13 protein-coding genes are annotated in these 13031 nt (G+C 44.3%); 5 read left to right on the forward strand and 8 right to left on the reverse strand.

Annotated elements, in window-relative coordinates; genetic code table 11:
* Positions 1-51: 51 nt before the first annotated feature.
* Positions 52-246 (forward strand): cold-shock protein, encoded by a 195-nt coding sequence (locus SD449_RS17175; RefSeq protein ID WP_318312324.1) that lies wholly within the window; start codon positions 52-54, stop codon positions 244-246.
* Positions 247-301: 55 nt separating this feature from the next.
* Here the strand turns inward: SD449_RS17175 and SD449_RS17180 are convergent, their stop codons facing one another.
* Entirely contained in the window at positions 302-751 is a 450-nt protein-coding gene (locus tag SD449_RS17180; RefSeq protein ID WP_318312325.1) for a nucleoside deaminase, read from the reverse strand.
* Positions 752-834: 83 nt separating this feature from the next.
* On the opposite strand from SD449_RS17180, the gene dxs reads away from it, so the two are divergent.
* Complete coding sequence (gene dxs / locus SD449_RS17185) at positions 835-2607, forward strand: 1-deoxy-D-xylulose-5-phosphate synthase (RefSeq protein ID WP_318312326.1); 1773 nt, start codon at positions 835-837, stop codon at positions 2605-2607.
* Positions 2604-3665: a DUF3078 domain-containing protein gene (locus SD449_RS17190; RefSeq protein WP_318312328.1), complete on the forward strand. Its 1062-nt coding sequence runs from the start codon at positions 2604-2606 to the stop codon at positions 3663-3665. Before dxs ends, SD449_RS17190 begins: the two co-directional genes overlap by 4 nt.
* Here SD449_RS17190 and dgt read toward each other — a convergent pair.
* Complete coding sequence (gene dgt, locus SD449_RS17195; RefSeq protein WP_318312330.1) at positions 3662-5020, reverse strand: dGTP triphosphohydrolase; 1359 nt, start codon at positions 5018-5020, stop codon at positions 3662-3664. The two genes, SD449_RS17190 and dgt, sit on opposite strands and share 4 nt — an antisense overlap.
* Before the next feature lie 148 nt (positions 5021-5168).
* Between dgt and SD449_RS17200 the strand changes: the two genes are divergently transcribed.
* Positions 5169-7445, forward strand: coding sequence for an inorganic phosphate transporter (locus tag SD449_RS17200; protein WP_318312331.1), 2277 nt, complete (start codon positions 5169-5171; stop codon positions 7443-7445).
* 37 nt (positions 7446-7482) lie between these two features.
* A complete protein-coding gene (locus SD449_RS17205) occupies positions 7483-8196 on the forward strand; it encodes a DUF6503 family protein (RefSeq protein WP_318312332.1) in 714 nt (237 codons plus the stop codon).
* A 13-nt stretch (positions 8197-8209) separates the two neighbouring features.
* Here the strand turns inward: SD449_RS17205 and nadD are convergent, their stop codons facing one another.
* The 6 genes from nadD to SD449_RS17235 form a co-directional block, all read right to left on the reverse strand.
* Positions 8210-8794 (reverse strand): nicotinate (nicotinamide) nucleotide adenylyltransferase, encoded by a 585-nt coding sequence (gene nadD / locus SD449_RS17210; protein WP_318312333.1) that lies wholly within the window; start codon positions 8792-8794, stop codon positions 8210-8212.
* A 1-nt stretch (position 8795) separates the two neighbouring features.
* On the reverse strand, positions 8796-9395 hold the full coding sequence (gmk, locus tag SD449_RS17215) for a guanylate kinase (protein WP_318312335.1): 600 nt from the start codon (positions 9393-9395) through the stop codon (positions 8796-8798).
* Positions 9392-10249: a YicC/YloC family endoribonuclease gene (locus tag SD449_RS17220; protein ID WP_318312337.1), complete on the reverse strand. Its 858-nt coding sequence runs from the start codon at positions 10247-10249 to the stop codon at positions 9392-9394. The genes gmk and SD449_RS17220 overlap by 4 nt, the downstream gene beginning before the upstream one ends.
* 81 nt (positions 10250-10330) lie before the next feature.
* A complete protein-coding gene (locus SD449_RS17225; protein WP_318312339.1) occupies positions 10331-11086 on the reverse strand; it encodes a 3-keto-disaccharide hydrolase in 756 nt (251 codons plus the stop codon).
* A 1-nt stretch (position 11087) separates the two neighbouring features.
* Complete coding sequence (locus tag SD449_RS17230; protein ID WP_318312340.1) at positions 11088-11834, reverse strand: 3-keto-disaccharide hydrolase; 747 nt, start codon at positions 11832-11834, stop codon at positions 11088-11090.
* On the reverse strand, positions 11831-12883 hold the full coding sequence (locus SD449_RS17235; protein WP_318312341.1) for a sugar phosphate isomerase/epimerase family protein: 1053 nt from the start codon (positions 12881-12883) through the stop codon (positions 11831-11833). Before SD449_RS17235 ends, SD449_RS17230 begins: the two co-directional genes overlap by 4 nt.
* Positions 12884-13031 lie beyond the last annotated feature (148 nt).

The raw sequence follows: 13031 nt of genomic DNA on the forward strand, positions 1-13031 counted from the left end.
TCACAAGCAAAATAAACTACATTCGTGATTTAACATTTTATTTATTTTTTAATGACTGGTACAGTAAAATTTTTCAATGAATCCAAAGGTTATGGGTTTATTACGAACGACGACACGGGAAAAGACATCTTTGTTCACGTTACTGCATTGAACGGTGTGGCATTGAACGAAGGAGACAAAGTAGAATACATTGAAGAAGAAGGAAGAAAAGGAGTGGTTGCTTCGCGAGTGCAGGTAATCGGATAACAATATTTTATTTTGATTTGATTTCAAAACCCTGGCGATGCCAGGGTTTTTTTGTTCAGTTCAAGTTCCTTCTCTGGATAAAAAACCTTTTAAGAAGCTCCGCGGATTCATTCTCCATAATTCCGCCGATCACCTCCGTTTTCGGGTGCAGATGACCGCCCATTACACTAAACCCGCGTTCAAGGTCGGAAGCACCATAGACCACTTTGGAAATCTGGCTCCAATACAAACCCCCGGCACACATTTGACAGGGCTCCAAAGTAACGTACAGAGTACAGCCATGAAGGTATTTGCCGCCCAAAAAGTTGGAAGCGGCGGTGATTGCCTGCATTTCGGCATGTGCCGTAACATCCTTTAAACGCTCCGTAAGGTTGTGGGCCCTTCCGATGATTCTGTTGTTTGCCACGATTACCGCCCCCACGGGCACTTCGCCATTTTCAAAAGCAATCTCTGCCTCTTGCATGGCTTTCCTCATAAAATATGTATCATCAAAAGGATTATCCACAATTTTTCTATCATTTTCAACAGATTGCTAAGCTACACATAAAATAATTTTGGGGATAATCGATACTTTTGTTTTTTAATTCATTGAAAAGGCTACTCTCACATATCGATTCCCCCCACGACCTCAAAAAACTAAGCTTGGATGAGTTGCCAAGACTTGCCCAAGAATTAAGGGAATTTATTATAGATATCGTATCCACCAAGGAAGGCCACTTGGGTGCCAGCCTGGGTGTGGTGGAGCTCACCATTGCCCTACATTATGTATTCAATGCCCCTAGCGACAAACTTATCTGGGATGTGGGCCACCAAGCCTATGGTCACAAGATCTTGACCGGCCGCAAGGAAATTTTTGATACTAACCGTCAATTGGGAGGTATAAGCGGGTTTCCAAAACGTAGCGAAAGCAAGTACGATGATTTTGGAACGGGACACAGTTCCACTGCCATTTCTGCTATTCTGGGTATGGCCATGGCATCCAGACTCAAAGAAGATTTTAAGAAACAACACATAGCCGTGGTTGGCGATGCCTCCATTGCCAGTGGAATGGCATTTGAAGGCCTCAACCATCTGGGCGTTGCCAACGTGAACGCATTGATCATCTTGAACGATAACGCCATCGGAATAGACCCTAGCGTTGGAGCATTAAAAAAATATCTTACGAATGTTAAGGCCGGTACCGCCAAGGACGAAAATATTTTTGAATGCCTCAACCTCAACTACACGGGCCCCATTGATGGGCACGACATAAAGAAACTGGTTGCCGAACTGGAACGGCTAAAACAGGTCGATGGTCCCAAATTGCTGCACATCATCACTACGAAAGGAAAAGGGCTGCAGCAGGCAGAAGAAGACCAAGTGGTGTACCATGCCCCTGGGAAATTTGATAAAATCACCGGGGAGCGATTGAAAAAATCCGAGGAAATTCAGCCTCCAAAATATCAAGATGTATTTGGTCACACTATTGTAGAACTGGCAGAAAAGAACAAGGCAATCGTTGGGATCACTCCAGCCATGCCCAGCGGTAGCTCCCTAAAATTTATGATGGACCAATTGCCAGATCGGGCGTTCGATGTGGGCATAGCCGAACAGCATGCCGTTACCTTGGCGGCAGGTATGGCCACTCAGGGATTGGTCCCGTTTTGCAATATTTATTCCACTTTTTTGCAACGTGCCTATGATCAGGTAATTCATGATGTGGCGTTGCAAAAGCTCCCGGTCATATTCTGTTTGGACCGTGCGGGATTGGTGGGTCAGGACGGCCCTACGCACCATGGTGTATTCGATTTGGCCTTTTTGCGCTGCATCCCCAACCTAATTATAATGGCGCCAAGGAACGAGATGGAGCTCAGGAACATTATGTACACGGCCCAATTGGGACTGGACCTTCCCATTGCCATAAGATATCCACGGGGAAGGGGAACCAACATCGATTGGAAAAACACATTCGAAACTATAAAAATAGGAGAGGCCAAGTGCCTAAAGAAGGGGTCCAAGGTTGCCATACTTACCGTTGGACATATTGGAAATGGTATTGGCGAACTCATTGAGAAATTGGACAATCCCCAAAAAGTCGGTCATTACGATATGCGTTTTGTAAAACCTTTGGACAAGAAGATCTTAAAGGAGATTTTTACAAAATACAACCAAGTCATCACTATTGAGGATGGTGCAAAAATAGGTGGTTTTGGGTCCGCGGTGCTGGAATATGCGAACGAGAAAGGGTTCACGACACCTATCAAAATTTTTGGGATTCCGGACGAATTCATAGCGCAGGGAGAAGTATCGGAGACCCACAGACTGGCTGGTATAGATTTTGATACCCTATATTCATTCATACAATCAACCTTGAACCAATGATGCGGATAAATTATTTTTTTATTCTATTCCTGACCGTATGTCTTTCAGCCAATGCACAGATTACCCGTCTTAAGGTATTTGAACCGGACAGTACCGATTCCGGATTTAAAATTGTCCGTATTAAAGATGTAAAGCTTAAATACCTTACCCGGGGAGCCAAGTTGACCAATCCCCGAACTGTGCTCAATCGTATCAAGCCCTTGAGCATTTGGTACAACCGTTTTGAACCCACCTCATTTTGGAAAAAGGTCAACAGGTTCGGCCTCAACATCAGCGAGGTATCCTTCGTCAATTGGAATGCAGGTGGCGATAACTCTGTTTCCGCATTGGCAAGTGCTGATTTTTCCAGAAATTATAAGTTCCGATATTTAAGTTGGAACAACGAAGCGCAATTTCGTTACGGCCTCAATGCCCAAGAAGGCAGAAAACTCAGAAAAACTGACGATCAAATCCGATTGTCCACCACCATCAGTTTTAGAAAGGACACCATTACCAACTGGTACTATTCCGTAAAGGCCAATATTCGGACACAATTTTCTAACGGGTATAAATATCCTGATCGGGAAACACCGATTTCAAGATTTATGGCCCCAGGATATCTATTCGTGGGTGTGGGTACTTCCTACCTTCCCCCAAAGGACAAATTCAACCTTTATATTTCCCCAGCTACCATGAAATCCACTTTTGTTTTGGACGAAACCTTGTCCAATCAAGGAGCGTTTGGTGTGGAAGAAGGTAAAAATGTTTTTTTGGAGCTGGGTTTTCTGGTAACCAACACATGGGAAACCGAAATTGCGAACAATGTTTTGATGAGCCATCGGCTGAGTCTCTACACCGACTATATACGCAGCTTCGGGAACATTGATGTGGACTGGGAACTCAACTTTAATCTAAAGGTGAACGACTTTTTGAACGCCAGTATAGGAACGCACATCATTTTTGATGATGACATCAAATTCGACGAGGAAATAGCAGAGGACGGAACGATAATCAATCCCGGCGTAGCCAAAATTCAGTTCAAGCAGCTGTTGGGGGTTGGTCTCCTCTACTCGTTCTAGATTGTCCTTCCCGTCAACTTATCATGGATGTGGACTGCGGCACTGTCTGAAAGACTTGCCACAAAACAACTGGTGTCCAATAATATTTTATAGACTGATGCATCCGGGTTCCTATAGTTTTCCGGCAGGCTTCTTATCAGCAATCGATCGTAATTGGTATCGTCGCCCTGTTTTACATTGATCAGTGCCGATGTGTACATATCCAGCAGGTCCGAGATGATTCGATATCCCGCCAATTCCTTGTCCACAACCTCCGTGGATTGATAGATCTTCTCCACGCTCAATTTAATGATATCCCCTACCTGCGCCTTATATTTTCCTTTGTCCAGCAAGGAAACGTCAAACTCCCCTTTTAAGATTTTATCTTCGTTGCCCACAAAAATATCCACCGCGTCCCCGATCAAGGTATTAATCGCAAGTGCCCGCAAATAGCTCAGTCGGTCGCTGGAAGTGGTCATGGCATTGTATTTTTTGGTATTGATGCTGTCCTTCACCAAGTTGATCAAATATTCCAGCGCATATTCCTCTGGAATGAGGCCTAGGTTGATCCCATCCTCAAAATCTATGATGGTATAGCAAATATCATCGGCCGCTTCCACCAAATAGGTGAGCGGGTGCCTTAAAAAACCTGTTTCTGGGTGATTCGGATTGGGCAACAGTCCTATTTCCTCTATAAGTTCATAGAAAAACGCCTTCTCCGATTGAAAAAAGCCAAACTTTTTATCCGCAATGTTCTTGGAGGGCTTTTTGGGCAGTGACCCCTTGGGATATTTAATAAAGGCTCCCAAGGTAGCATAGCTCAACCGCAGACCTCCCGGCACCCCGGCCTTGGATTCCGTCAACAACTTAAAACCATTGGCATTTCCTTCAAAATCGATTAGATCTTGATATTCTGCGGGACGCAAAACATCTTCATACCGTCTTCCGTTTCCCTGCCTAAAGTAGTTCCCTATCGCTTTTTCCCCGCTATGCCCAAAGGGAGGATTGCCAATATCGTGGGCCAAAGCGGCAGCGGCCACAATGGCGCCAAAATCATTGAAATGGTGCCCATGTACTTCGGACAAAAACGGATACTTGGACAAAATCTGTTGGCCGGCAATGCGTCCTAAGCTCCTCCCTACCACCGAAACCTCCAGACTATGGGTTAACCGTGTGTGCACAAAATTTTTCTGTGAGCCCACAGCAATGGGCATAGGGAATACCTGTGTCTTATCCTGTAAACTTCTAAAGGCCGAGGAAAAAATAATACGGTCGTAATCTACCTCGAACCCTAGCCGGGTCTCGTTTTGTTCTTTTCTCAATCGTTTTCCCGTATCCCCTTGACGTTTTAAAGAGAGTAACTGCTCCCAGTTCATTGGCCATTGATTTGTAGCGAAGATATATCAAAAGATAAATCTATGTCCAATGCAAGTAAAATATTGATATTTTTGAGGATAGATTTGGTAACATTTTGTTAACCTTATTGCGAATTTATAATGGCATTTTTGTCATATTTCTGAAAGAATGGGGGAGAACATCTATATTTTCATGGTGGTTGCACTTGGTATTTTGGCCATAACCGATTTGGTAGTGGGCGTTAGCAATGATGCAGTCAACTTTTTAAACTCGGCAATCGGCTCCAAAGCCCTGTCCTTCAAGACCATTATGGTCGTCGCAAGCGTAGGGATCGCATTCGGGGCAATGTCTTCAAGCGGAATGATGGAAGTGGCCCGAAAGGGTATTTTTAATCCCGGTGAATTCGTGTTCGAGGAAATCATGTTCATTTTTATGGCCGTTATGATCACGGACATCCTTCTTTTGGACTTTTTCAACACCTTGGGCATGCCTACATCGACCACGGTATCCATAGTTTTTGAACTTTTGGGGGCATCGGTTGCCATTTCCATGCTCAAAATCGCCGACGCGCCCGACACCGGGTTTTCAGATTTGGCCACCTACATCAATACCGATAAGGCCGCAGAGATCATCTTTGGGATTCTGTTGTCCGTATTCATAGCATTTTCCATTGGGGCATTGGTCCAATTTGTTTCCAGGGCCTTGATTTCTTTTAACTTTAAAAAGAAGTCCAAATGGGTAGAGTCTGTTTTTGGTGGCTTGGCCATTACCGCCATTGTTTATTTTATTTTGGTAAAAGGACTCAAGAGCGCCGCTCTTTTTGACGGTCTTATCTCCGAATTCGTGGCTGATGAGCCCACTATATTTTTGATAGGAAACTTCATATTCTGGACCATCGCTTCCTATTGCTTGGCCAGTTTCTTTAAAAGAAACATTTACAAGCTGGTGATAGGTTTTGGAACCTTTGCACTTGCCATGGCCTTTGCAGGTAACGACCTTGTGAACTTTATCGGAGTTCCCATCGCAGCCTTGCAATCGTATCAAGATTGGCAGGCATCGGGAATAGCAGCGGGCGAGTTCAACATGCAAGGTTTGGCCGCGGCCGTACAAACACCGACCATGTTGCTGCTCCTATCCGGGGCTGTAATGGTAATCACGCTCTGGTTCTCGTCCAAAGCCAAGGGAGTTGTAAAAACAAGTGTGGATCTTGCCAGACAAGATGAGGGAGATGAGCGTTTTCAGCCCAACTACCTGTCCCGGCAAATTGTAAAGTTCAGCATAGTAGCATTCGACAATCTTTCCAAAGTAGTGCCGGATGCTGTAAAAGCCAGAATAGACAAGCAGTTTGTATTGCCACAAACCTATGTTCCAAAGAGCAAGACCCAAGAGCTGCCCGCATTTGACCTCGTCAGGGCTTCTGTAAACCTGATGGTGGCCAGTGTATTGATATCCATTGCCACATCCATGAAATTACCACTTTCCACAACCTATGTGACCTTTATGGTCGCGATGGGTTCATCCTTGGCCGATAGGGCTTGGGGCTCGGAAAGTGCCGTGTACCGTGTTGCCGGGGTATTGAATGTGATCGGTGGCTGGTTCTTTACGGCCTTAAGTGCCTTCATGGCCGCCGCTATAATTGCCTACCTATTGTTTATCGGGAAATTTGTCTCGTTGGTATTGATGTTGCTTGTGGCAGCCGCAATTTTGCTGCGCAACTACATTTCCCACAACAAAAAGACCAAGGAAATAAGGGCAGAAGATAGTTTAAGAAGGGCGGAGAGCAGTTCCATCCAAGGCGTTATCGAGGAGAGCGCCACGAATATTGCCAACGTGGTCAAGCGTAGCAATCGAATTTATTCCAACTGTATACAAGGGTTGTCCAAGCATGATCTTGACTTCTTGAAAAAGAACAAGAAGCAAAGCAAAAAACTGGCTACAGAGATTGAAGGACTACGAAACGATACGTTCTACTTTATAAAAAACCTGGACGAGGCCCATGTAGGAGCCAGTAATTTCTACATCAATATTATGGGCCACCTCACGGATATGTCCCAGTCTTTGGAATATATAGGAAAGGTGAGCTACAACCATGTGAACAATAATCACAAAAAATTAAAGTACAACCAAATCAAGGAACTCAAGGAAATTGATGCTTCTTTGGAAAAGGTGTTCAACAGGACCCAAAAAGCCTTTGAAGAACGTTCTTTTGAACAGATAGGTACGGTTTTAAAGTCCAAGGACAAACTGTACGACATGGTTTCCCAAAAAATAAGCCAACAGGTCTCCCGCACAAGAACAGAGGAATCCAGTCCCAAGAATACCACACTTTATTTCTCGCTTTTACTGGAAAGCAAAGATTTGATTACGGCCATGATGAACCTTTTGGAACAATATTATGCGGAACACGACAGTTCCGTTGCCCCGGCCACCATCGAAAAGAAATAAAAAAGGGTATCTTTCATATTCAATCAACATCTTTGATATGATCAGATATTCATTTCTCCTACTATTGGGCTGTTTGTCCCTTGCGTCCATGAGGGCACAATCCCTCACCGCTAATGAAGTTTTGCAAAAGGCCATTGCTTTTCATGACCCGAATGGTAATTGGGAAAATTTAAAGGCCACATTCCAGGTTGTCATGGAAACCCCTGAGCGTCCCGAACGGACAAGCACAATTACCCTGGATTTCCCGAAACAGAAGTTTCAATTGGCCGTGGAGCAGGACGGCACTTCATATACTTATGCATTTGATGGGGATTCCTGTGAAATAAGCCTGAACGGGAGCAAGGATTTTTCTAAGGAACAAGCGGAAAAATTCCGATTGACCTGTGAACGTGGTCGCTTCATGAAAGATTACTACACCTATCTGTACGGGCTTCCCATGAAATTGAAAGACCCTGGCACCCATTTGGACCCAAAAGTCCAAAAAAAGATCTTCAAGGGCTCTGAATATTTGGTACTGAAGGTTTCCTACGATGCCGAAGTGGGTACCGATACATGGTACTTTTATTTTAACCCGAAAACCTATGCGCTGGAAGTCTATCAATTTTATCATGACGAAGACAAAAATGATGGGGAGTATATCCTTTTGGAAGGAATGGAGGAAATCAAAGGTATCAAAATGCCAAAAACAAGAGCTTGGTACCTGAACAAGGATGATAAATATCTCGGTACGGATACGTTGAAAAAGGTCTGAAGATTGAAGATTTTTATCGGTAGAAATTCATCTCGTCCATATACTTATAGACCGAAAATGGAAGCAATGGTCGGATATTTTTACCCGCTTTGTGTGCCTTACGGATAAACGTCGATGATATTTCCATAATCGGCGCATCAACTTTTGTGATCTTTGGGTGCCCTTTAAATTGATGCTCTATCTTACCATCCGAAATTCTTGGGTACACATGGATCGAGTAACTTTCCAAGATGGCCTCGTAGTTTTTCCATTTATGGAAACTCTTTAGGTTGTCCTCCCCCATTATCAGCGAAAACTGATGGTCCTCGCCGTACCGATCATCCAAATGGACAAGCGTATTGGAAGTATAGTTGGGCTGTGGAAGGTCAAATTCTATTTTACTCGGTTTTAGCTTGGGATATTCCTGTACCGCCTCATATACCATTTGGTAGCGATGGTGATCGTCCAAAAGCGATTGTTTTGTCTTAAAGGGACTTTGTGGGGTGATAACGAACCAAACCTCATCCAAGTCAGAAAACTCCACCAAATGGTTCGCTATGACCAAGTGGCCAATATGTATGGGGTTGAAGGTCCCAAAAAAGAGGCCTACCTTTTTCATGTTAGTCCTTTTTCTCCTCGGATGAACTGGCCCCGATAAAATCTGCAACCAATTTGTGGGCTTCTTTTAGGGCGATATCGAGATCGTAATTCTTTATGACCTTGTCAAACTGTGGCGCCGTGGCCAATTCCACGGATGCCTTTGCTATTCTCATGTTTATTTTGTCATCGCTCTCGGTACTTCTCTTTTTGAGCCTGATCTTAAGCTCGTCCACGCTCGGTGGCTTTACAAAAACTGCCAAAGTTTTTTCCGGAAATTTCTTTTTAATACGTAGCCCTCCAGAAACATCGATGTCAAAAATGACATTTTTGCCTTCCGCCCATAGTCGCTCCACTTCACTTTTTAAGGTACCATAAAAATTGTCCCGATACACTTCTTCCCATTCCAGAAAATCTCCATCCTTTATGTGTCTTTTAAATTGGGAAACGGACATAAAATGATAGTTGACACCGTTTTTTTCCTTGCCCCTTCTTGGACGTGATGTAGCCGATATGGAAAAGGCCAAATTCAGTTCTGGCTGATCCAGCAAATACTTTACTATCGTGGTTTTTCCGCTGCCCGAAGGTGCAGAGAAAATTATGAGTTTACCGCCTTCAGTCATAACACATTGAGCATTTGTTCCTTGATTTTTTCCAATTCGTCCTTCATCTGCACCACCAGTTGTTGCATGGGTGCATAGTTGGCCTTGGAGCCTATGGTATTGATTTCCCGTCCTATTTCCTGAGAAATAAAGCCCAGCTTTTTCCCATTGGAATCATCGGAGTTTAAGGTCGATTCAAAATATTTGAGGTGGTTGGCCAAACGTACTTTTTCTTCGGTAATGTCGTACTTCTCCAAGTAGTATATCAGTTCTTGCTCGAACCGGTTGGCATCCAGTTCTACCTTTAGGTCGGCGACCGCTTTTTCCAAACGTTCCCTGACCGTTCCCAAACGCTCCGGGTCCATAGCTTTTACCGCCTCCAAAAGTTCGTTCAAGTTTTTAAGTCTTTCCACAAAATCCTCTTCCAAAACCTTCCCTTCTTCATTTCGGAACTCTACAATTTTTGAAAGAGCTTCCTCCATGGCATCGGTTATGGCCCTGTATTCCTCTTCGTCAATATCGTCCTTATCTGTTTTGAGGGTGTCCGGCATTCGCAAGGCCATTTCAAGCAACTTCAGGTCATCCCCCTTGGCAATTCCGGCCAGTTGTTCCATATACTTTTTGACCACGCCGGTATTCACTTCTGCCGTGGTTTCCTCTCCGGTTATCTCCACATACAGACCAAAATCCACCTTGCCCCTTACCAATACATTGGCTATCATTTTGCGCAATTCCAGTTCTTTTTCCCTGTAGAATTGCGGAAGCCTGGCGTTAATGTCCAAGCTCTTGCTGTTGAGCGATTTCAATTCTATGGTGATTTTTTTGGATGGAAGCTGTACTACGTGCTTCCCAAAGCCTGTCATGGATTGGATCATATGGATATGATAAATTTTGCCAAAGGTAACCAAAATAGGTTTTTCATAGCCTAGCGATTATTGTTTGAGAAAGAAAGGGAGCTATTCCAGCTCCCTTACCCAAATGTTCCTATAACTTACCCTGCTGTTGTCCCCATGATCCTGTAGTCTCAAGGGACCTTTCCCGTGTGGTGGGTTCTTGGGCCACCCGATGTACGGTGTGGTACCCTTGATTTCCACATGATCTTGGATCAAGACCCCATTATGGATAACGGTAAGGGTCCCGGATTTTACTTTTTGTCCTTTTTCAAATTCGGGTGCATGGTATATAATATCGTACGTGTTCCATTCCCCGGTGGGCACGGAGGCCATGGCCAAGGGCACATGTTGTTTGTAAATGGATCCTACCTGACCGTTCACATACGTGTCATTGTCATTGTTATCCAATACCTGTACTTCGTACAGACCGTTCAAGAACACTCCACTATTGGCCCGATGTTGTCCTTCTTGCTGCACTTCTGCGGGTGACTTCCATTCAATATGCAGTTGGACGCTTCCAAAATTCTGTTTGGTCTGGATATCACCGGTCCTGTTTTTCACGGTCATGCTACCATCCTTGTTCAAGGTCCATTTGGCGGCTGTGCTATCCGCCGAACTGATCCATTTGTCCAAAGATGTACCATCGAACAGCACAATCGCGTCGCTTGGCGGTGCTCCATTTTCGCCCGGGATAACTCTTGGCGGCACGGGTTCATAAAATTCGGTTTGCTCGGGCTTTGTTGGCTCTACTTCTTGGGCAGACACATATCCTACAAAAAGCAGGGACAAAGCCAGTAGTTTGCTAGTTAATTTTGACATGCTACAATTCTTTAATCTTTATATTTCTGAAGGCCACTTTGTTCCCATGATCTTGGAGGCCGATCTTACCAGTTTTAAAAGCGCCAAAATCTTCCCAATCCGCAAACTTGGAATTGGCGACCAGTTCTTCCCATTCCGGACCTTGGACCGGAAATTCAACGATTTTTGTTCCGTTCAAAATCACATGGCCTTGATTAGTCTTATGATTGATCATCAATTCCACCGAATTCCATTCGCCTGCGGGCTTTACCACATTCTCGGAAGGTGGTATAATATCGTACAGCGCTCCTGCCAAACGATCTTCACCGTTTTTGGCGTCCGGGTGGCGTTCATCGTCCAACACCTGGATTTCGGGTCCCGTTAGAAAGGGCTGTCCATATTTTTCATCTTCTTTTACTCCCCAAAAGAAACCACTGTTCCCCCCTTCTGCTATGTTCCATTCCATAGTGAGCACAAAATCAGTAAACTCTTCGTCGGTCACCAAGTTGTAATTGGCTCCTTCGGGTCTTTCCTCGGGCGGATATAGTACCATGGCGCCATCTTCCAATTTCCATGGCTCGGTGACCTCCCCATCGTTGTACATGTGCCATCCATCAAAAGAGGTTCCATCAAACAAGGTGGTCCACTCGGATTCTTGTTCTTGGACGACCTCGGTCATCTCTTCCGTTATTTCTTCCTTGTTCTCTTTGGTTTTTTCTTTGCAGGCAACTGCCAAGAGAATTACTGCAAACAATAATGGCTTTCTCATAGTCCTAAGATATTTTTAAGTTTTTCTGTATCAACATCTGCTCCCGCAAAATCATCGAAAGTCTTTGTGGTAGCTTCTATAATATGGTCCTGAATAAATTTGGCGCCTTCGCGAGCTCCCTGTTCCGGACTTTTAATGCAGCACTCCCACTCCATTACGGCCCAAACATCGCATCCGTACTGAGTCAATTTTGAGAAAATGGTCTTAAAGTCGATTTGGCCATCTCCCAAGGAACGGTATCTCCCCGCTCTATTTCCCCAATCATTATATCCGCCGAAGGCTCCTTTCTTTCCTGTTGGATTGAACTCGGAATCCTTTACATGGAAGGATTTGATGAACTCATGGTAGTGATCGATGTAGGCAATGTAATCCAACTGTTGCAATACAAAGTGACTGGGGTCGTACAAAATATTTACCCTTTTGTGATTGCCCGTTGCTTCCAAAAATCTTTCGAAGGTGTCGCCATCGTGAAGGTCTTCACCGGGGTGGATCTCGTAGCACACATCAACACCTTGTTCATCATAATGGTTCAAAATGGGCATCCATCTTTTGGCCAGTTCTTCAAAACCCATTTCCACAAGTCCCGCTGGTCTTTGTGGCCAAGGGTGCGCTGTGTGCCAAAGCAATGATCCCGAAAAAGTGGCGTGTGCCTTGAGCCCTAGCCTTCTACTTGCCGTAGCGGCCTTTTTTACGGTTTCAATGGCCCACTGGGTACGTTCCTTTGGTTTTCCGTGCAAGGCTTCCGGCGCAAAATTATCGAACATGATATCGTACGCTGGGTGCACGGCTACCAATTGCCCTTGTAGGTGGGTCGATAGTTCGGTGATTTCCAAACCGTAAGAGTTGATTTTTCCTTTTAGCTCGTCGCAGTAATCTTGGCTTTCGGCTGCTTTGTCCAAATCTATGAGAAACGATTCCCATGTAGGAATCTGAATTCCTTTGTATCCCAAATCGGATGCCCATTTGCAAAGTCCGTCCAGGGAATTGAACGGGGGTTGACTGTCCACAAATTGGGCTAAAAATACGGCCGGTCCTTTAATTGTCTTCATTGAATTTAATTTTAAGAAATTAGGAAATCCCAGTTAAATTGGGATTTATCTTCTATATTTAAGAAAAAAACTATGCTATTTTTAGGTCTCATGTAGTAAGACATAAATATAGGGATTCGTTAACAATTTATATAGCTTAGCGTTTTTT

This window comes from Flagellimonas crocea (assembly GCF_033441595.1).
Lineage (GTDB): Bacteria > Bacteroidota > Bacteroidia > Flavobacteriales > Flavobacteriaceae > Flagellimonas > Flagellimonas crocea.

What these genes read in the sequence shown, in the direction of transcription:
- SD449_RS17175 (WP_318312324.1), top strand. Translation starts at nt 52, where the DNA reads ATGACTGGTACAGTAAAATTTTTCAATGAATCCAAAGGTTATGGGTTT.
- SD449_RS17190 (WP_318312328.1), top strand. Translation starts at nt 2,604, where the DNA reads ATGATGCGGATAAATTATTTTTTTATTCTATTCCTGACCGTATGTCTT.
- dgt (WP_318312330.1), bottom strand. Translation starts at nt 5,020, where the DNA reads ATGAACTGGGAGCAGTTACTCTCTTTAAAACGTCAAGGGGATACGGGA.
- SD449_RS17200 (WP_318312331.1), top strand. Translation starts at nt 5,169, where the DNA reads ATGGGGGAGAACATCTATATTTTCATGGTGGTTGCACTTGGTATTTTG.
- SD449_RS17205 (WP_318312332.1), top strand. Translation starts at nt 7,483, where the DNA reads ATGATCAGATATTCATTTCTCCTACTATTGGGCTGTTTGTCCCTTGCG.
- nadD (WP_318312333.1), bottom strand. Translation starts at nt 8,794, where the DNA reads ATGAAAAAGGTAGGCCTCTTTTTTGGGACCTTCAACCCCATACATATT.
- gmk (WP_318312335.1), bottom strand. Translation starts at nt 9,395, where the DNA reads ATGACTGAAGGCGGTAAACTCATAATTTTCTCTGCACCTTCGGGCAGC.
- SD449_RS17220 (WP_318312337.1), bottom strand. Translation starts at nt 10,249, where the DNA reads ATGATCCAATCCATGACAGGCTTTGGGAAGCACGTAGTACAGCTTCCA.
- SD449_RS17225 (WP_318312339.1), bottom strand. Translation starts at nt 11,086, where the DNA reads ATGTCAAAATTAACTAGCAAACTACTGGCTTTGTCCCTGCTTTTTGTA.
- SD449_RS17230 (WP_318312340.1), bottom strand. Translation starts at nt 11,834, where the DNA reads ATGAGAAAGCCATTATTGTTTGCAGTAATTCTCTTGGCAGTTGCCTGC.
- SD449_RS17235 (WP_318312341.1), bottom strand. Translation starts at nt 12,883, where the DNA reads ATGAAGACAATTAAAGGACCGGCCGTATTTTTAGCCCAATTTGTGGAC.